The sequence below is a fragment of the Facklamia sp. P13069 genome (genome assembly GCF_050409405.1).
Lineage (GTDB): Bacteria > Bacillota > Bacilli > Lactobacillales > Aerococcaceae > Facklamia.
The window spans coordinates 1-20,290 of the sequence record NZ_JBNUPN010000005.1; the positions used below are offsets into that span (position 1 = coordinate 1).

The 20,290-nt window shown below is 35.2% G+C and carries 19 protein-coding genes and 1 pseudogene; 5 read left to right on the plus strand and 15 right to left on the minus strand.

The features are described 5' to 3' along the window. The first annotated feature begins 165 nt into the window (after positions 1-165). Positions 166-417 (plus strand): hypothetical protein, encoded by a 252-nt coding sequence (locus ACQV2T_RS02180; protein ID WP_428874325.1) that lies wholly within the window; start codon positions 166-168, stop codon positions 415-417. A 36-nt stretch (positions 418-453) separates the two neighbouring features. Further along, a pseudogene (locus ACQV2T_RS02185) lies at positions 454-684 on the plus strand (N-acetyltransferase family protein); the annotation flags it as partial. A gap of 124 nt (positions 685-808) precedes the next feature. Here the strand turns inward: ACQV2T_RS02185 and ACQV2T_RS02190 are convergent. From ACQV2T_RS02190 to ACQV2T_RS02245, 12 genes are all read right to left on the minus strand, one after another. After that, positions 809-1,285, minus strand: a complete 477-nt coding sequence (locus ACQV2T_RS02190) for an S-ribosylhomocysteine lyase (protein ID WP_428876612.1) — start codon at positions 1,283-1,285, stop codon at positions 809-811. Positions 1,286-1,343: 58 nt separating this feature from the next. Continuing rightward, on the minus strand, positions 1,344-1,643 hold the full coding sequence (locus tag ACQV2T_RS02195; protein WP_428874322.1) for a hypothetical protein: 300 nt from the start codon (positions 1,641-1,643) through the stop codon (positions 1,344-1,346). 46 nt (positions 1,644-1,689) lie between these two features. Further along, a complete protein-coding gene (locus tag ACQV2T_RS02200) occupies positions 1,690-4,089 on the minus strand; it encodes a DNA internalization-related competence protein ComEC/Rec2 (RefSeq protein WP_428893184.1) in 2,400 nt (799 codons plus the stop codon). Further along, positions 4,086-4,784, minus strand: a complete 699-nt coding sequence (locus ACQV2T_RS02205) for a helix-hairpin-helix domain-containing protein (RefSeq protein WP_428874321.1) — start codon at positions 4,782-4,784, stop codon at positions 4,086-4,088. Before ACQV2T_RS02205 ends, ACQV2T_RS02200 begins: the two co-directional genes overlap by 4 nt. A 114-nt stretch (positions 4,785-4,898) precedes the next feature. Then, on the minus strand, positions 4,899-5,384 hold the full coding sequence (gene coaD, locus ACQV2T_RS02210) for a pantetheine-phosphate adenylyltransferase (RefSeq protein WP_428875366.1): 486 nt from the start codon (positions 5,382-5,384) through the stop codon (positions 4,899-4,901). Further along, positions 5,377-5,958, minus strand: coding sequence for a 16S rRNA (guanine(966)-N(2))-methyltransferase RsmD (gene rsmD / locus ACQV2T_RS02215; RefSeq protein ID WP_428874317.1), 582 nt, complete (start codon positions 5,956-5,958; stop codon positions 5,377-5,379). Before rsmD ends, coaD begins: the two co-directional genes overlap by 8 nt. 5 nt (positions 5,959-5,963) lie before the next feature. Then, positions 5,964-6,320, minus strand: a complete 357-nt coding sequence (locus ACQV2T_RS02220) for a YlbG family protein (RefSeq protein ID WP_428874316.1) — start codon at positions 6,318-6,320, stop codon at positions 5,964-5,966. Beyond that, complete coding sequence (locus ACQV2T_RS02225; RefSeq protein ID WP_428874314.1) at positions 6,320-7,591, minus strand: FtsW/RodA/SpoVE family cell cycle protein; 1,272 nt, start codon at positions 7,589-7,591, stop codon at positions 6,320-6,322. Before ACQV2T_RS02225 ends, ACQV2T_RS02220 begins: the two co-directional genes overlap by 1 nt. 198 nt (positions 7,592-7,789) lie before the next feature. Beyond that, positions 7,790-8,392, minus strand: coding sequence for a superoxide dismutase (locus ACQV2T_RS02230; protein ID WP_428874313.1), 603 nt, complete (start codon positions 8,390-8,392; stop codon positions 7,790-7,792). 139 nt (positions 8,393-8,531) lie between these two features. Further along, complete coding sequence (gene typA, locus ACQV2T_RS02235) at positions 8,532-10,361, minus strand: translational GTPase TypA (protein WP_428874312.1); 1,830 nt, start codon at positions 10,359-10,361, stop codon at positions 8,532-8,534. 9 nt (positions 10,362-10,370) lie between these two features. Beyond that, the gene (locus ACQV2T_RS02240) at positions 10,371-11,150 is read right to left on the minus strand and encodes an inositol monophosphatase family protein (RefSeq protein WP_428875365.1); all 780 of its coding nucleotides are present in this window, start codon (positions 11,148-11,150) and stop codon (positions 10,371-10,373) included. Positions 11,151-11,159: 9 nt separating this feature from the next. Then, a complete protein-coding gene (locus ACQV2T_RS02245; protein ID WP_428875364.1) occupies positions 11,160-11,435 on the minus strand; it encodes a UPF0223 family protein in 276 nt (91 codons plus the stop codon). A 534-nt stretch (positions 11,436-11,969) separates the two neighbouring features. Here ACQV2T_RS02245 and ACQV2T_RS02250 point away from each other — a divergent pair. Continuing rightward, the gene (locus ACQV2T_RS02250; protein WP_428893185.1) at positions 11,970-13,979 is read left to right on the plus strand and encodes a DUF1430 domain-containing protein; all 2,010 of its coding nucleotides are present in this window, start codon (positions 11,970-11,972) and stop codon (positions 13,977-13,979) included. A 21-nt stretch (positions 13,980-14,000) separates the two neighbouring features. Then, positions 14,001-14,645, plus strand: a complete 645-nt coding sequence (locus ACQV2T_RS02255) for an ABC transporter ATP-binding protein (protein WP_428874307.1) — start codon at positions 14,001-14,003, stop codon at positions 14,643-14,645. Between the two features lie 503 nt (positions 14,646-15,148). On the opposite strand, the gene ACQV2T_RS02260 is transcribed toward ACQV2T_RS02255, so the two are convergent. The 3 genes from ACQV2T_RS02260 to ACQV2T_RS02270 all read right to left on the minus strand — a co-directional run bounded on the left by ACQV2T_RS02260 (position 15,149) and on the right by ACQV2T_RS02270 (position 18,012). Continuing rightward, positions 15,149-15,799, minus strand: coding sequence for an ATP-binding cassette domain-containing protein (locus ACQV2T_RS02260; protein ID WP_428874305.1), 651 nt, complete (start codon positions 15,797-15,799; stop codon positions 15,149-15,151). Position 15,800: 1 nt separating this feature from the next. Then, positions 15,801-17,807 carry a DUF1430 domain-containing protein gene (locus tag ACQV2T_RS02265; RefSeq protein WP_428893186.1) on the minus strand — a complete coding sequence of 669 codons (2,007 nt, stop codon included), beginning with the start codon at positions 17,805-17,807 and terminating at the stop codon, positions 15,801-15,803. Positions 17,808-17,871: 64 nt separating this feature from the next. Then, positions 17,872-18,012: a hypothetical protein gene (locus ACQV2T_RS02270; RefSeq protein WP_428893187.1), complete on the minus strand. Its 141-nt coding sequence runs from the start codon at positions 18,010-18,012 to the stop codon at positions 17,872-17,874. A gap of 759 nt (positions 18,013-18,771) precedes the next feature. Between ACQV2T_RS02270 and ACQV2T_RS02275 the strand changes: the two genes are divergently transcribed. Continuing rightward, positions 18,772-20,181 (plus strand): MATE family efflux transporter, encoded by a 1,410-nt coding sequence (locus ACQV2T_RS02275; RefSeq protein WP_428891869.1) that lies wholly within the window; start codon positions 18,772-18,774, stop codon positions 20,179-20,181. The last annotated feature ends 109 nt before the right edge of the window (positions 20,182-20,290 follow it).

Consider the following 20,290-nt stretch of genomic DNA (forward strand, 5'->3'; position numbering starts at 1 on the left):
TAGTTTTATCCCGCAAATTTTTAAAATTTCAGGACATTTTCATTTACGGTTGACATCCATTCCAATAAAAATCTAAAAAATTTGTTAAACGTAAATGATAATGTCTCAAGAGAACACAAATCAAAATGTCCCACTTCTGAGTTATACTTCCTTCAGGGGGGTTAGATGGGGAGTTATTTAATAATGTTCGAACAAAGAAAATATGCCGTCATTCAATCGGTTGCACAGGGCCGAAAATCAAAAGCCAGAGCCCAGGTGGAGCTCGGTTTAACACGTCGCTCAATTAGTCGACGACTAACCGTCTATAAAACCGATGGTAAATTAGGCTTTCAACATGGAAATGAAGTGATTGGCTTTGCTTACCTTAGTGGTTTTTATAAAGCCTTTTTGCCTCAGGCTACTTTACTTTCAATCTAGACAGCTGAAGGTTGTCCAGTAAAGGGGGGCGGTCATGAACTTTATACGGTGATAGTGTTGATGCTCTCTCAAACTAATATCGAATACATCATTTCTACCATTGTCGCTGATAATTATCGCTCTCTAAGCTTTCATGAAAAAGAAGGCTTTAAACCTATGCTTACTTTCCCAAAATTAGTGCGCAAAGCTGAACGCTTTATTGATGTGATTTGGATGCGAAAAGCTATAAGAGCTGTTTCACCAAACCATTCAATATCCAGCAGTTGAATTCGACTTTGAAAGAGACCAATTAATTACTGATTAATTATATCACTACACAGTCAAATAAATAGCAGGTTTGTTGAAGTTTCATTTTAAACTCCATTGTAAACCTGCATTTATTTTTGAAAAACTATTCGGGATAAGTAAAGCTTAAATCAGTCACTTTTTCAAGATTTTTTACATATCGCTTTGCTTGATATTTAGCCATTGGTAGGTTTTGATCGAGATAATTTCCACAATCTCTGGCAGTAGCACCAGGTATCTCCCCTTCAAAGTCTGCTGTGAATTTAAAGGTTTCTTTAATTAAATTCAAAACTTCTAGCCCTTCTAAGGCGTCCGTTAAAATTAAATAGAAGCCCGTACGACAGCCCATTGGTCCAAAATAAATGACTTCCTTTTTATATTTTTCGTGATTACGTAAAAAAGTTGCTGCTAAATGCTCAATTGTATGTATTTCTGCTGTATTCATTACGGGTTCAACATTTGGTGCTGTGAAACGTAAGTCATAAGTATGTAGTTTTCTTCCACCAATCTCATCTGTTCGAGACAAGTAGATACCGGGTTTTAAGATTAAATGATTGATGGTAAAACTTGGTATTTTTTCCAATGGAATTCCTCCTTTATATTGCTTCCAATGTAACGAAATAAGAATTATCTGTCAATTTTTAGTTAAATAAAAAGTATATTAGAATAAAATGGATGATTAAACGCAAAAGATGATGACTTATATTAGCTTGTCGACTACTTACCAATCGATCGCGATAGAGCGTAATGGAAAGGGCTAGTAACAAGATAGAAATAGCAATGTCTAAAGGTTTCAAGCTTGACCATAAATTCATTAGGGTCAAAAGAAATAGCAAATCAATAACAGTCAACGTTATCTTTGAAATATTGAGCCCATTTTTTATTCCTAAAATGCCAGTTATAAACACTATAGATGCATAGATAAAGACTATTATGTTCATCACAAACCTCCCTTTACTTCAGTTTTTTAAAATATATCATATATCGCTAATATAGTAAATGTGAATTTCTAATCTGTATATTTAAGTTCTCCTTGTTTATTGCTGTTCTAATTGACCAGCCATAAAAAGGTAAGTATGAAATTTCGATAGCACCGACATCTTGTGTATCTAAATAATTAAGGTGTCTTTTTTCTAATTTTTCAATTGTTTCACTATGAGGATGATTATAAGGATTGTCCTTCCCAGATGATATGAGCGCTAATTCTGGTTGCAGTTGGTCTAATAGATCTTCACTAGTAGAAGTTTTACTACCATGATGACCAATTTTTAAAACGTCTATTTTTTCACTTGAAAAAACTTGTAACAAAGATTTTTCTAGCTCAATTGGTAGATCTGCCATATTAAGAAATTTTTTATCGTCTATTACAAAAGAAGTGATTAGCGAAGAAGCATTACTAAAATCATCTTTAAGACTCGCAGGCATATCCAAACAAATTATCTCAATTTGATTTCCTCCTACCCTCACCTTAGTTCCCGGATTTAAGATGTGATGCTGGGTCTGATTAGGAATTTTATTTGCCATGGTTTGCCATATTGCTGACTCTTTAGTGAATTTTGAATAATACAAATGTTTTATTTCAATCTCTTGGATAAGTGTTATCAAATTACCAAGGTGGTCGATATCTGGATGAGTGATAATGACGCCTTCCAAACTAGCAATTCCTTGTGATTTTAAAGCTGGAATGACATTTTTTAAAGCAAATTGAGTATCCAATTTATTTTTCTCCTGGTAGCTAGCCATCTTCCCTCCGGTATCAACTAACCAAGCCTCTTTTGAAAAAGCCTTTTTATAGAGTAAAGCATCTCCTTGCCCTACATCTAAAACGATGATTCGCTCACGTGGATCAAGATAAGGATAAAATAATATTCCGATTGAATAACCGATAATTAAAGATTGCCAAGCTAATTTTGGGTTGCTTTTTAAATAATAAAACCAAATAATAGCTATACCAAGTAAAAAGATTGGTAAGAAAAAGTTTCCGTTTCCTAATAAGATTGTCCCGCTTTCTATAACAGAATGAAGCGAAAGGAATTCCCACATTCTTTGGAAGACATTAGATAGATAAGTAATGAACTTTAATAAAGCTGGATAGTACTGACTAACATATAATAAAATTGAAAAAGAGAACATGCTTGGCAAAATCCATCTTTCGAATATAGGCGTAAATAAAAGCACGACTGCTAGCTGTAAAAAATTAATGGTATAAGTACTTGAGAGTAAAAGGGGCCATGAAAATAAGAAACAAAATAAAGTTAGTTCACTTTTTTCTTGCCAAGTAGTTGAAAGGCTATCGACTATACTTCCTTGATAAAAATAAATCAGATACGACATTATGAATGATAAAAGAAAGGCTAAACTTTTTATATTGAAGGGATTAATAATTAGGAGGGTTATATAAATTACTGACAAAACATCTAAAGAAGAAAGTGGCCAATCAAACCTTTTGCGTAAATCATTAATTATAATAACCGACATAGAACGGATAACACCTATAGGCCAAGCTACTAACCATGCAAAAAAGGTTAAAAGTATAAAATTGATTTTTTTACTTACTAGAGGAGAAATACCTATTCTTAATAAGATAGTATTGAGAACTCTTCGGAGATAGTTGACATGAAAACCTGAGATTGAGAAAAAGTGTAAAATTCCTAAAGTCATAAAGGCCTGTTTATAATCTTGATAAACTGTGGAATTTAAATTGTAGAGTAATTTATTATGAATACTAACTAAAGGAATCTGACCACATTTTCTTATATAATGTGTTAACCTTGCTCTAACATTAGCAAGTAATACTAAGGGATGGTTGATTAAATTAGATTGATTCAATGAAATTTTTTTAATTTTCTTTACCTCCACCCCCCAAGCTATGCCTTTTCTTTTTAAGTAACTTTGATAGTTAAAAAGATCAAAATTGCGATTAGGTTCTACTTGCTTAATTTCGCCTTCTATTTCTAAACGATAGGAGCTAAGGGTTAAGTCAGGTAAATTTTCTTGCAAAGCTTCCTCATTCCAATAGGTCACTGTCACAGGGAAAGTGGTATCATTTTCGATAATTAAGAAGACTTCACCATAAAAGGTATTTTCACTTTGTTGGATTTGGTTTGGATTGATAGTTATAGTGGCTTCAATTTTTTCTTGGTCATTAAGCATAGAAAGTTGTTCTTGTAACTTGTTTTCTAAAAACCGATGCCTTACGAACACTAACAATAAAAAAAAGACAGCTAAAATGATTACGGCCTTATTATCACACTTAATAATTCGTATAAGGCTTAAACAAAATAGAATGAAGAAAGACAAGGTGGAATGTATAAGAAACAATAAAAACAAACTAATTAGCATAGCAATTAAAGTCCAGTGATAACGACAACTTGTCAATTTATTCATTGCTGAAGCCCTACTGTAATAAGGTCTTTTAATCCTTCAAAGGTTTTTGGACCGATGCCTGAAACTTGTAAAATATCTTCAGTGGCTTGAAAAGAACCATGGTCCTGGCGATACTGAATGATTTTTTGAGCTTTAGAAGGACCGATTTGTGGCAAAGTTTCTAATTCTGCTTGATCTGCTGTATTAATATTAATGAGTGTTTGCCTCTCCTCTTTATTAGAAGATCCTACCAACATTAACTCCTGGTTTAAGGCCGATGTTTTCTGCTGTGATTGCTCGTTTATGATTAGGGTATCCCATTCCGACTGACTATATACTGTAACCATCATCTGATCTTCTAACAGTAACGCTAAATTTAAGCTGTCTTGTGCCGCATCTTCAGTAAAACCTCCAGCCTTATCGATTAAATCAATTAAACGTGATCCTTGCTGTAATTGATAAACTCCTGGTTTCATAACCGCTCCCTTCAAATCTACATAAAGTTGTTTTAATACAGTGGTCTCATTTTCTTGACTGGTCATTTCCAATGCTAGTGAATGCTCTTCTGCTTGTAAATCAACAGTATCCCTTAATAAATTGTTTTGATTTAGCATCATAAAAACACATACACAAGCAACTAATATCAATAAAAATGGCTTATTTCTAATTTTTGCATAAACAGACGCTTTTTGACTTTCTTCAAAATAAGACTTCATGACTTTCCTCCTCACTTGACAATCTTAAATACAAGGAGAATTTCTTAAAGGCGCTTTTAAGACCCCCAGCATCAAAATACTGAGGGTCTTAAAATAAGCTTTGGATATCTCTTTTTATTTTATCCTTTGAGCAAGTGCTTGGGCAACATTTGGAGGAACCATTTGCGAAATATCTCCACCAAAATAAGCGATTTCTTTGATTAAACTGGAGCTTAAATAGCGATAATTTTCATTCGCAAATAAAAGAACTGTTTCAAGGCCTGGGAGTTGGGTTCGATTAACAGTCGCAATATTCGCTTCATATTCAAAATCTTGTGCCGAGCGTACTCCCCGAATAAGGGAAATCGCCTTAACTTTTTGATAGTAATGAGCAATTAAGCCATCTTCTAAGTAATCAATTTTTACATTTTTAAATGCTGCTGTAGCCTCTTCGATTAAAAGTTTTCGCTCCTCAACTGTAAAGACGGTCTTTTTTGTGGTATTCACTGCAATTAATACGATTACTTCATCAAACAATTGACTGGATCGCTCAATCAAATCTAAGTGTCCATATGTTAAGGGGTCGAATGAACCAGGAAAAACACCTACCCTTTTACTCATACTCTTCGCTCTCCTCACCTTGGTATTGATATATTCGAATGACTGTAATCCCATATTTTTTATTTTTTAATTCAAGAAAATTAGGGATTTCTTTTACGGAATGCACTTCGTCAGCCTCAAGAACTATTAAGCAACTCGGATTTAGAAAATCATTTTTGATTAACCACTCTAAGTCTTGCTCAACTTGATTTTCAGCGTAAGGGGGATCAAGAAATACAAGGTCAAAGGCTCGTTGGTTTTTTAGACCCCAATCTAATAACTTTGTCCGGTTTTTGCCACTTAGAAGTACAAACTTTTCTTCTTCTTTTGTCATCTTTATATTTTCTTTAATCGTTAAAACGGCTCGCCGATCTTTCTCGCACATAACAGCTCCTGCCAGTCCTCTTGAAACAGACTCTATGGCCAAAGCTCCTGATCCCGCGTAAAAATCCAAACAATAGCCATCAATCGGTAATCGATTAGCCAAAAGGTTAAACATCGATTCTTTTATTTTATCGGTTGTAGGCCGTGTGTTTTTCCCGGGAACCGCCTTTAAAGGTCGAGATCGATAACTTCCTGCAATGACTCGCATCATACCACCTACTTCTTATCTTTTGCTTCTGGGACGATTTCTTGGGCGAGATCTTTAAAGAATTCGTCAAAGGAAACCTCTTCTTCCTCTTCTGCTTTTAAATCAGGATCAATTCGATCCTTTATAGCATCTTTAAAAGTCATATCGATATCATCTCGGTATGAAACCTCTACTTCCCGCACAAAATTTAATTTACGCAAAGAAGATAAAGTTTCATCAAGCTGAGAATCATTCACGTACATGATGGCATATTTCAAGCGTTCACTTAAATAATGTACTGTGCCATATTTTCTTAATTGCTTCCATTGTTTAAGACTATATAACCATACAACAAGCGATTTTCTTTTTACTGCTTCAAATGTCATTAGCGTCCACCTTTCAAATTGGATACTTTTGAGCGATTAGTTGTTTGTCTCATCCGAGCTTCTTCACTGATGAATTTTTGAACAATGCCTATTATTATCAAATTGACTACCATGCTCGTCCCTCCATACGATATAAAGGGAAGTGTCACTCCAGTAAGGGGGATTAAACTTGTCAATCCTCCAATATTTACAAATGTTTGCGTAAAGATTAAAATAGCAAATCCCGTAATACAAATACGGTGAAACAATTTACTCATCATACTGGCTGTTCTGAGTAAGTAAAAAACTAAACCAAGTAATGTTAAGATTACAGCGCTTACCCCTAGCAATCCTGTCTCTTCTGCTATCACTGATAAAATAAAATCTGTATGAGCGGCAGGAAGCATTTCTTTTATTACTCCTTGACCTAAGCCCACACCGAAAAGGCCACCATTAGCGATTGCTTTATAGGATTGAATGACTTGATAGCCTGTCCCATGTTGATATTTAAACGGATCAATGAAAGATCCTAAACGTTCAAAAAAGTGCCTTCCAGTACCCACAAAATAGTCTGCAAAGTATATTGAAACAATATAGATAACTATAGTAACAACAATAAAAAATAACAGAGAAAGAATATTCTTCTTTCTTGATAAATTAAAAATCATAAACAGAGAATAAGCACAAAAACCAATAAGTACTGTTGTGCCTACATCAGGCTGAATTAAAACAAACATTGCCGATATTATCATTAAACCAAAGGGCAAAATGATATACCAAAAAGAAGACTTTTCTAGTGCTATCAGATAAGTTCTTTTAAAATAAACAGCCAGTCGACTACATGTGAGCACCATAGCTATTTTAAATAGCTCAGAAGGTTGAAAATTATATCCTCCAATATTGATCCAAGAAGATGCCCCTCCTCCTTCCTGACCGAAGAAAGTAGCATAAAAAATTAAAACCATTGTTAGAAAATTGAGTATATTAATTAAAAAGATGTTAGAAAACCATCCGTTTGGAACAAGCCGAACGAGTAAAATCATGCAAAAACCAATCAAAATTGAGAGGGCTTGCTTCTTCACCATGGCTAATGGATCTTGTGACATGGTAGAAGAAAAGACGGCTAACATGGAAAAAAGTAGTAAAACAATGACAATAAGACTTAGTAACTTATCGCCCTTTCCATATAGATCAAATTTTTTCTTAAAGCTTGTGATAAAACGCTCTTTATTCATTTCTTTAGAATCTACTTCTCTAGTTTTAGGAGTGATGTGAAAGACTTTGTTTTCCATAATTATTCCTCTCTAATTCGCTAAAAACATTATAGCATAAAGCATCAGTAGTGGGTATTTATGAAAATAAGATCGGGATTTACTCTGACTAGGAATTAAAAAAGCACTTACTTTTCTTAAGTTTAAAAACTTGGAAAGTAAGTGAAAACTAAATAGATAGTTTTAAAAATAATCATTATACTTATTTATTCATAAATATTATGCTGAAAAGCGTTCTGCAACTTTGTCCCAATTAATAATAGACCAGAAAGCTTTAACGTAGTCCGGACGTCTATTTTGATAGTTTAAGTAGTAAGCATGCTCCCAAACGTCTAAACCTAATAAAGGAGTTAAACCTTCAGTTAAAGGATTGTCTTGATTTGGAGTGCCTAAAACTTTTAGTTTGTCGCCATCTTTAACTAACCAACCCCAACCTGATCCAAATTGACCGGTTGCAGCTTTTGTAAATTCTTCTTGGAATTTTTCGAAAGACCCAAATTCTTCATCAATTTTCTTAGCTAAGTCTCCAGAAGGCTTGTTGTCTTCTTGAGGAGCTTGTAATGATTCCCAGAATAGCGAGTGGTTATAGTGGCCTCCACCATTGTTGCGAACAGCTGTTTGAATATCACTTGGAAGTGATTTTAAGCTCTTGATAATTTCTTCAATCGATTGGTCAGCATACTCGGTTCCCTCAACGGCTGCGTTTAATTTAGTAACATAACCATTGTGGTGTTTAGTATGGTGAATCTCCATGGTTTTTTGATCAATAGCGGGCTCTAAATTATCATATGCATAGGGTAATTCAGGTAATTTGAATGTCATTTTTACTCCTCCTAATTCTGTTATGATCTTTATCATATCATGCCACTATAGTCAGACAAAGAAATATGCTTATATATCTATTCACAAAGGCATTGAACCCAAAGATACTCTTTTATTATCTTCGAGTTCTATGTTTATATTATTTTTTATTTTTTTTCGCTTTTTCACGGGTTGATTTGTCTAGAATACGTTTGCGTAAACGGATTGCCATTGGTGTAATTTCACAATATTCATCATCTGCCATGAATTGTATAGCTTCTTCCAATGTCATTTTTTTAGTGGATTTAATCACAGCTGTTTGGTCTTTGTTAGCTGAACGGACATTCGTTAATTGTTTTGCTTTAGTGATATTAACCGTCAAATCATTCTCACGATTATGTTCGCCAACAATCATTCCTTCATATACCTCCGTACCAGGTTCAACAAAAATCGTTCCACGATCCTCAAGATTCATAATTGAATATGTGGTTGCTTGACCGCTATCGATGGAAACTAAGGTTCCGTTACGACGCTGACCAAGTTCTACATTAATCACCGGACGGTACTCATCATAAGTATGGTTCATAATGCCGTATCCCCTTGTTAAAGACATAAATTCGGTTGAGAAACCAATTAAACCACGAGCTGGAATTGAAAAGACCAGACGAATCTGTCCATTGCCAGAGTGAACCATATCTGCCATTTCACCCCGACGATTACTGATAGCCTCGATAATGCCCCCCATGTATTCTTCCGGGGTATCGATTTGAAGACGTTCAAATGGTTCTGACTTAACGCCATCGATTTCTCTTATAATCACTTGCGGACGTGAGACTTGGAATTCATAGCCTTGACGTCGCATATTTTCGATTAAGATCGATAAATGTAACTCCCCACGTCCAGCCACCTTGAAAGTATCTGGCGAGTCTGTTGGCGTAACATTTAAAGAAACGTCTGTATGCAATTCCTGCATCAAACGATCTTCCAAATTACGCGCAGTAACATACTTCCCTTCACGGCCAGCGAATGGAGAATTATTGGTTAAGAAGTTCATTTCTAGAGTTGGCTCATCGATATGAAGCAATGGCATAGCCTCTGGATTATCAACTGAAGCAATCGTTTCTCCTACATAAATATCATCCATTCCAGAAATTGCAATTAAGTCTCCGGCCATCGCTTCTTTAATTTCAATTCGGTCTAATCCAAGAAAACCATATAATTTTGTCACCCGGAAATTCTTCTTAGAGCCATCAATCTTAATAACCGTTACCGCATCCCCAACTTTGATCTTGCCACGGAAAACGCGACCGATTCCAATTCTGCCGACAAAGTCATTGTAATCAAGCATGGTGACTTGACACTGCAGTGGGTCATCTGAATTATCAATTGGTGCTGGAATATGTTCAATTACTGATTCAAAAATTGGATCCATGGTATTTTCTTGGTCTTGCAAATCACTAGAAAGCGAAGAAGTCCCATTAATAGCTGAAGCATAAACAACTGGGAACTCTAATTGATCATCATCTGCGCCTAATTCAATCAATAGGTTAAGCACTTCATCAACAACTACCTCCGGACGAGCCGATGGCTTATCAATTTTATTAACAACCACTAAAGGAGTCTTACCTTCTTCTAAGGCTTTCTTCAACACAAAGCGTGTTTGAGGCATAGTACCTTCATAAGCATCTACTACCAAGATAACGCCATCAACCATTTTCATAATACGTTCTACTTCACCACCGAAGTCTGCGTGTCCAGGCGTATCCATGATATTGATCCGTGTTCCCTTGTAATTTACAGCTGTATTTTTAGCTAAGATGGTAATGCCACGTTCTCTTTCAATATCATTGCGATCCATTGCACGATCGTCTATCTGAGCTCTAGCATCTAAAGTATCCGATTGCTTAAGGAGCTCATTAACCAAAGTGGTTTTACCATGGTCAACGTGGGCAATGATTGCAATATTTCTTATGTCATTTCTTATTTTCATTAAATTCTCCTAATTTTCTTTTGAATTAATTATCTGTAATACTTCCTCATAAACTGCAGCGTTAGAGAAGAGACCAGGATTCGCTGTTAAAAGGTTCAGATCCTGTCCGTTAGGTTGACTATACTTAAAACCTAAAGATTCTAAAATTGCTACTCCCGCTGCAAAATCCCACGGCATTAAACGACTTGCTAAATAAAAAGCGGATTCCCCTCTAATAACGGAAATCATTTCATAAGCTGCACAACCATAAGACCTTGAACCCAGAGATGCATGTAATAATGCTTGACTATTAAATTGGTTTTCAACTAAAATGTGGGCGTTTGTCACCATAAGCCCTTGCTCTAACGAATTAATTTCTAATGGTATCAGAGGACGATCATTCAAAAAAGCGCCTTGACCGACAAACCCATAATAAAGATCGCCTTGCATTACATCATAGATATAGCCCGCTAGCGGCCGACCGTCTTTATATATACCAATCATGACGCCAAAAAAACGCCCTTGCTTGACAAAATTCAAAGTTCCATCAATCGGGTCAATTATCCATAAGACTCCATGAGTCTCTTTAATCGAATGTCCCTTTCCTTCTTCGCCTAATACACGATGGTCGGGATAGTAAGTGTTAATTTGTTGGGTAAAATAGGCTTCTACTTCTTTATCCATCCGTGTGACTAAATCACTTGCGTTCGTTTTTTCTTCAACCATTAAATTGGTATTCAAGGAAGCGATCAACGAGTCCCCAGCTGTTTTTAACCAAGATATTACACGTTGATGTAATTGAAAATCCATAGTGACCTCCTAAGGCATTTTTAACGTTTGGGAATCTTTCAATGTTTTAGCTTTTTGCATGCATCGATAGATAGAGTATCCCGAAGCCGCTTGAAATTCACGATCAATTTGTTTTTCTTCACTTATCGAATTGACAATTTCTTTAAATGCTCGATACTTATCTTTAATCCGTTCTACTCTAATTCCTCTTTCATAGGCGGATTCAACCCCTGCTAAAAAATCAACAACGATCGTAATTTCTTGACTTGACCAATCTTCATTTAATGGATAGGAATAACTAGACATCTTATTACACCTCCAACAAATTCATTTCGGTTAATACTAATATAACGCATTTTTACGCAAATGAAAAAGTATTTCGAATATAAAACGTTTTCTTAATAAGATACATTGTTCTACTCAATCAAAAAGCGGATCCTAGTCAATAGAGCATACTAATTACAGTCAAAAACTCCTCACATTCAATATTTTGAACGCCTCAAATATAAAATGTTAAAAATAGTGTTTTATTTGCAACGTATCTTTTTATCTTTCATTCATGGATCTGTTTCTTGCTTGTTTAGAAAGGCATAACACTCCGGTGAAAGAATGTTGGTAAACTCTCTTTCCACTTTCGGGACTACTTTGAGCGTTAAGCATACTTTTTTTATGACAGCCCACTTTTATAATAATTAATGAAGGGGCTAGAAAGTAATTTGGAAATTCGGTAAAATTTTGTTAGCGAACGATTAACTTTTCAAGACCCTTTGATAGTTGAAAAGTGCTTTCGATCATTTCTTCTGGATTAACAGTTAATCATGGCTGAAAGGAAGGTATCTTGTGAAAAAAATATATATTACCTTATCAAATTTAATCATGTTACTACTAGTTATAAATGTTATTAATTTTTCCGCTGAGATATTTACTTTTTCTCAGTATCCAGGGGTTCAAATCATAAATTTTGATCAAAATATTCAGCGGGATGAATTTGAAGCAGCATTACATGATTTTGCACAACAACATGAAATTCTCGTGGGCCAAAGAATAGTAGAACCAAATGAATCTGGCCAGACAAATTTTACTTATGCCCTTTACGGTGATAAAAAATTGCCCGCTAAAATAGTTAAAGCCACTAACGAGAGTATTCAAAATAGTGATTTAGCAGCAAGTTACTTAGTTTTCGAAGGAGCTTCCTCTCAATCTATCCTGAAGGAATATTTTGAACAATATGGAGCTAATACAATGGTTATTCCTGCGACGAGTTCTTTTCAAAATGCAAAGGATTTGTACTTAAATTCCTCTATCATCATCACGCTAGCAATTCTACTGTTGACTTATTTTTCACTGACTTTAATACAAATTATAAAAAAAGCAAAAGAAATAGGCATCAAAAGAATTTCAGGTGCAACTACAAAGACAATCTATCACCAATTGATATCTCAGGATATACGCTATGTTATTATGATGATATTTATTACAACCTGTCTTTCAGGCCTTTTGCTAAAAATAATCGGACATTCAACGTGGTATCTTTTTAGCATTATATTCTATTCTTTAATAATTTTTAATAGCATCCTTTTGTTTTTAAATCTCTGTTTGAGTCTAATATTTTATATCTATACTGACCAATACAGGCTTTATTCAATTATAAAAGGAAAATTACCCTATCGTTTTCTGGTAATTTTCATGCTATTAGGTCAAGTATTTTCTGTAATTATTTTAGGCTATACGATCGATCAATCTTTAACCCTTGCGGATTCACTACATACTCTCCGGGCAGCTTCTAATAAATGGGAAGGTAATGCTGAGTTATTTGATATTAAATTTGGGCTCGCGCCGTTGATAAATTCTTCTAAACATGACAAACAATCCTTCAAAAAATGGTATTCTTTTACCCAAGAAGCATTCAATGAGCAGGATGCTTTCTTTATCAAAGTTCAAAATAATGGTTTGGAAGAAAATGGGTTTTCTAATCCAGGTCCAACTCAAGATGCTAACCTATTTAATAAAGTAATGTTTGTAAGTCCGAATTATGTCAAGAGAGAAAAACTTGATTTATCTGAAGAAAAAATTGAAAGATTTAATCATTTAAGTCTAGGAGAATTTGGTCTTATCCTTCCGAGAGAACTTGAACATTTAAAAAATCCTATTGAAGATCACTTTATGAATTATCTAACCACCTTCAGTCGTGAAGGCGTCGAAAACGATTCTAAAATATTATATGATGTAAAGCCGATTACTTTTTTTTCTGATCGTTTGAATTCCGTGTTCTTGTACAATACAGAGAATTTTTCAAAAGAGACTGTTTCAAATCAACAGTATCTATCTCAGCCAATTATTGTTGTAATGTCACCTGAATCTACCGGTAGCACTTTGCCTTCATATATGCATTGGACGATTAATGCCGCTAAAAATATTAAGTATACAGGGTATGATGAAACAATTCGTCTTTTAAAAAAATATGATTTATATTCTAAGATATCTTATTTGGTTAATTCAAGACAAACATACTTGGAAAAAATTACTAATTATAAAACTCATTTAATCACTCATTTGTTTGCTTCCTTTTTCGCATGTTTATCCTCATTATTACTTTTCATTTGTATGAATCAAGTTTATTTTAACCAGTTCCGTCGTGATATTTTAATAAAGAGAATCTCAGGGTTAAATTTTTGGCAAAATCATCAGGTTTATCTTGCATTGCAATTACTAATTTTTATCATCGCTTTTGGTTTATCAATGATAATAGCTAATCATAAAGTGAGTGTTTTAATCAATATAATCATCTTTTTGTCAATCGCTTTATTATCCCTAGTATTCCAAGCAAAAAAGAAAACCGTCAGTCTTTAACCCTCTTGAAAGGAGCTTAACATGATTCAAGTAACTCATCTTCATAAAAATTTCGGCCAACGTTCCCTATTTGCTGACTTGAATTTGAACTTTGAAGCTGGCACGTCCTATGCCCTAACCGGTCAAAGCGGATCGGGGAAAACCACATTATTGAATATGATTGCCCATCTTGAAGTTTATGATCAAGGACAGATCCTCTTTAAAGGCCAAGATCTTAAATCGATTAAAGACTTCGTCTTCTTTCGTGATTATTTAGGTTACCTCTTCCAAAATTTTGGCTTAATCGAGAATGAAACCGTTGAAGCCAATCTAGCATTAGGTCTAATCGGAAAGAAGCTAAGTAAACCGGACAAAAAGACTCGCATGCATGAAATCTTGGACCAAGTGGGCTTAAATTATTTGAAGTTAGATCGCAAGGTCTTTGAATTATCTGGTGGAGAAGCCCAACGAGTCGCACTTGCTAAGGTAATCTTAAAAGATCCGCCTCTCATCCTTGCAGACGAACCGACTGCATCGATTGACAATGAAAACGCTAAGGCTATCATGAAAAAACTCCTCTCTCTCAGTAATGATAATCGTGTCATCCTCATTGCCACCCATGATCCTTTAGTTTGGGAGATGGTTGATCAAGTAGTGGATTTGAATATATTGAATCAGGTTCATTAACATTTCGCAATCATTTCCTTAATACTTCTAGCGCGAAAGCCAAATAAATTACTCTCCGGAATGAATATGAACTATTTGAAGTAATTATGTAATTATGAAATCTTTTATTATGATGTGATAAGCTCAACGTATGATAATCACCGATTGGCAATTATTCTGGTACAAATCACGTCAGGTAAATTAATAGCATCGATCTACTTCTTTTTAAGTGAGTACTTATTTATTGCCCATGTGCTTTTATCTAATACAAGCATTTTCCTCATAAAGCTAGCAGGATTGGATCATTGTTACACGAAGCCGATTGCAAATATTAATCTATGTCCCTTCGGCTGCTAACTTCTCGATGGAAGGTTGTTGTCGCACTTTTGACTGTATTAGGCAGATAAAAAAGAGAAGACCCATTCACATTTTGGTCTTCTCTAGCACTTAGTTTTCGCTACCCTCTATAGTTAGAAACGCTAGCCATTCATACGGCTTCACTAAATGTCCTATTTTTCTCTAAATTAATGGAAACTTGTTGTCATACCCAATCGATCCATTGAAACAATCTCATCAGCCATTGTCCAAATAGATGGATTATAAGTAGCAAGGATAATGAGTCTATTCTCATCTCTCAAGGAGAGCAAAATTTCCATAATCGCTTTAGCTGTCTCAGGGTCAACGGATGCAGTCGGTTCATCCGCTAAGATAAGAGGAGGGTTTTTAAGAATAACCTTAGCTAAAGCCACGCGCTGTGATTCTCCGCCTGATAATTCAAATATTTTCTTATTGAGACTTAAATAAGAGAGTCCGACACGCATCAAAGCTTCTTTTTCCTTCTTGTGTTGCTCAGTTTTACTAATTTTTTGACCAATTAGACCGAGTTTTAAGTTTTCTTCAATCGTCTGACTTTCTATGAGACCAAAATTTTGAAATAAATACCCCAACTCCTGACGGAAGAATTCACTCGGTTGATACTTGCTCAAATCCTTATTCCGACAGAAAATCGTCCCATCGTAACTTTCAAGTTTCCCCATCCTATTCATAAGCGTTGTTTTACCACTACCACTTGAACCAATCAAAGCAAAAACCTTATTGGCTTCAAAAGTCATAGAAAGATCTGAAAATAAGACACGGTCACCAAACTGTTTGCCCACTTTTTCTAATCGAATCATCTTAGGCTCCTTTCAAAATTAGCATCGCCATTTTATTTTCCTTTTTCATTTGCAAATGCAATTGTAGGACTGAAATGCCGGTAAACAGTAAGAATACCAAGCAAGCAAGCACGATATCCGTTACAAGAAAGACGCTGCCAATAACACCCAGCAAGAAAACAAGTATCTGCGCTAGCAGATAGTTTCTATGAATTTCTAAGAAACGAAGGCCTGCTATGCGTTTAATAAAGATATCGCGTCGAAATTCTTCAAAATAAAGTTGATTCATCGTATGAAACATTAAAATAGACGTCACAATGCCTAATACTGCCCCAGCAATCATTGCCCAAACTTCTCGTTGCAGATTATCCAGTAAGGTTTGATGGATTTGATACCCTGTCTGAAGTTCAGCCACCCAATTTTCAAGTCCGTATTTTGCAATCAGTGATTGGGCATCTCCTAAACGATCAAAAAAGAAATAGGACGATAGCGCTTGCTGCCAAAACAAGTAAGATTGTTCACCCGTTGAATGTGGAGTCAAAACAATGATAATCGGATCTTTAAGGAATTGTTGATAGGAAAGGGGCGTTGCATTATAGACAAATCGCTGATATCCTGTTTTTAAGTATGCAACAGTCGCCTTCATTTTTTGACGGTTATCCTGGCTAGCCATAAGCGTTGTTGTAGCGTCTTCAAAGACGGTCTGGTAATGACTTGCATTTGATTGAAGCTTATCTGGCAAAAGGAGAACGAACTCACCTACAGCTAACTTATTTAGTTTCCTGTCGATTTCGGGAGGCACTGCAATCTGTTGCCGTTTTAAATAGCTAGGAGTGACAATCAAGACGTTGCCTTGTGGTTGATAAAGCTCATGATCAGATAAGGGTAGACTAACAGTACTTGGTCCTCTTTGAAACCCTTGTTCTGCTAAATAATGCCTTGAAAGAATCGCACGATTTTCTGAGATGGCTTGATCCATCAATTGAAACCATGTTTGTTGTTTCTCAATCATTTCTTTCTTGTTTCCGATTGAGCCACTTCGGGCAAAATTCAGAGAGACGAGCTGATTTTCTTTTTGCCAAATAGCCTGACCTTGTTTTTGCTGTTGCAAGGCATGGGTATAATTTAGTGTCCAATTAACCCCTATAGAAACAATAATGAAAGCTAAAAATTGACCCATTAAAATGAGACTAATGATTCCCCTCACCAAAATTTGTCCTTTTATAACCTGCATCAAGTGCACTTTTTTAATACCGACTGCAAATAAACTAGCAAAGAATAAGGAAATAATCAGCAAAAAAAGATTGTAAAGGAATAGACCCGCTCCTATTGTATAAAAAGCTATCAAAGGGGTTGAAACTACTGATTTTAGAATCATTGCTAACAGGAAACCAGCGCCTAGACCGATTGAAAGGTTAACGAGGTCTCGACCAATGGGTCTGAGAAAAATTCCCCAACGACTTTCGCCAGAAATTAAACGAATGCCCGCTGTTCTTAGAGCACGAATTTGATAAATTAAACTAAGCGCTCCAAAGGTTAAAAAGAAAATCAGTAAGCCGATGAGTTGAAAGCCATTACTAAATATGGAAGCTAGAACGGTAACCCCAGAAGGAGTAGCTGGAGAGAGTCTAGTCAATCCTGCATCCTTTAATGTTGTTTTCAATAGATCTAGGTCTAAATTTCCCTTAAAGATAAAATAGTTAGTCAGTACACTACTCGTTTTAGCTGCTTCCCTTGATTTTGCAGTGAGACCTTGTGGTAATTTTCCAGTTCCAAAAGTGGTATAAGAAAAGACGGGCTTTCCGTCTGCTCCAGGTTCTTGGTGCTGAATGGCGATGAGACTATCTGTATCTTGTGCCAATAAGGTTAAATGATCGGCCACCTTCTCAAAATCAACCTCAGAAGAAGCATCAAATACCGAAACATTTGGATAATAATAAGAAACATAGGTATCTCCCCAAATGTTAACCACCCATACCAAAAAGAGACCCACCAATAGATTCGACAGAATAATAAAAATCCGCTTCATATGCTCCCCTCATTTTTAAAAAGCGGGACTCAACCCGCCCAATCTGATTAATTATCAAATACTACTATGTACAACTTGATAAAATTTTAAAATCCAGCATCAAATACAACTCTTTCACCAAGGTTTGTATTGATAAAAGCGTAAGAAGTATATCTTGTATTTTTAGAATCGAAACTTTCATTATTCCGCGTTCTACTTCCGACATAAGATATCTCCTTCCAGGTATTGGCACTTAAATTCCCAAACTACTACAAAGCAACTTAATTGTTTTAACTCTCATTATAATACTCTATTATCACTCCTTTATATAAATTAAAATTATTTAGAATGTTTAATGCTTTAATGAACGGTCATTGACTATGAATTTCATTTCTAAATTGTACATAATCTCAACAATTATACGAAATTAAAAAGTTCAAATATATTCTAATATTGAATTTATATTTTTTCAATTAATTATGTTTTATTTTTAATAGCCTTTTTATTAATAGCTTACAACAATCAATTAATTGCAAATTAATTCTATATCTTATACTCGCTCTTCAGCTAGAAAACACTGAGTTTATAAAAGAGATGTAATCCCAGCTTCCCGCTTCAATTATTCTTCATTTAATCGCTAGTGCTAAAAGATGATCAGAAACTAAGAAGATTGTTCATAAAGGAATATCGACTATAAACTTCCAAGATAAAAAAGTACCACTAGGTCATGTATAGTGGTACTTGTTAAAAAATGAATGTCTGTTTCTTATAAAGAATAATCATCATTTTATGTTTTCCACTCTCGAAAACTTATGTCACATCCGCGTATTGCATAATCCTATTCCATAAAATTTTATTAAAAATTAACTAGATTTCACAAATTTTCTTTTTTAATTGGATCGTTTTACCTTTAGAATTTTTTTATGTTATAATGGGAAGTCGATTATCATAATAAAAATAAATTTGCTAAGAAAGGAAGAAATTTGTGACAGAAACTAATCCCTCGCTTGAAATTCCTAACATACACAACCCTCTTGAAACTGAACCCGTGTCCAAATTACTTAAACAATTTGCAATTCCCAGTATTATTGCCAACCTGGCCAACTCTCTTTACAATATCGTAGATCAAATCTTTATTGGACAAGGAGTTGGCTATTTAGGAAATGCAGCAACCAATATCGCTTTTCCGATAACGACGGTCTGTTTAGCCATCGGATTACTCACAGGAATTGGCGCCGCTGCTAACTTTAATTTAACTATTGGTCGAAAAGATTTCACTACGGCTCGCAATACACTCGCAACAGCCTTTGGATTTTTACTTTTATCGGGAATTCTTCTCGCTCTTGTAATCTTTTGGCAAGCAGGTCCACTAATGAAGTTTTTCGGAGCTACTGAAAAAGTTTATCCTCTGTCCGTTCAATATGTACAAATTATTGCTATCGGCATTCCTTTTTTTATGTTGAATATTGGTGGAGCAAATCTCGTTAGAGCAGATGGTAGTGCAAAATACTCCATGATAAGTGTTCTCGTAGGGGCAGCAATCAATACAGCATTGAACCCTCTGTTTATTTTCGGATTTAATTGGGGAATGCGTGGTGCTGCTTTGGCCACAATTATCGGGCAAATAGTCTCAGGACTTTTTATTCTTGCTTATATTCCAAAATTCAAACTAGTATCCATTCATTTTCGTGAAATAACTATCCAGCTGAACGAACTTTGGCAAATATTTAAACTGGGTATCAACTCTTTTGTCTTTCAGTTGTCAAATACCGTCGTTCAAATTGTCCTCAATAATACTCTTAAATTTGCCGGAGCCAACTCTATTTACGGAGCGGATATCCCAATCGCTGCTGCTGGTATTACCATTAAAATTAACACCTTGTTCATAGGTGTTGTCATCGGAATCGTTCAAGGAGCTCAACCTATTTTGGGTGTCAATTACGGCGCTAGAAACTATCAGCGCGTTAGAGACACTTTCAAATTAGAGATGAAAGTTTTAGCCGCTTTCTCATTAATAATGTTTGTTATCTTCCAAACCCTTACCCGTCCTTTAATCCGTATCTTTGGTAATGGTGAGGAGTTATACTTTACTTATGCCATGCATTACTTACGTAGCTTTTTATTCATGACGGTTATTATAGGCATGCACATTGGAATGGCAAATCTCCTATCAGCCATTGGTTATGGCTTTAAGAGTGCATTATTGGCCCTTAGTAAACAGATTTTTTTCTTGCTTCCCCTCATTTTGTTTTTTGGCCACCAGTTCGGTGTCGAACAAGTCCCTTTGGCAGCCCCTATCGCGGACGTAATGGCTTTTATCTTAGCTAGCTATGTCATTTATCATCAATTCCAATCAATGCCAAAAAAGGATCTGGGAACACTGCCACCTCTTTAAGGATGCAAATCGTCTAACCTTAAAATTTAAGCCCCCTGCATGATTTTGCATGGGGCTTAAATTTTTCCCCTAGTTGATTATTAAATACTGTCCCTTTTAGAAAACGAAT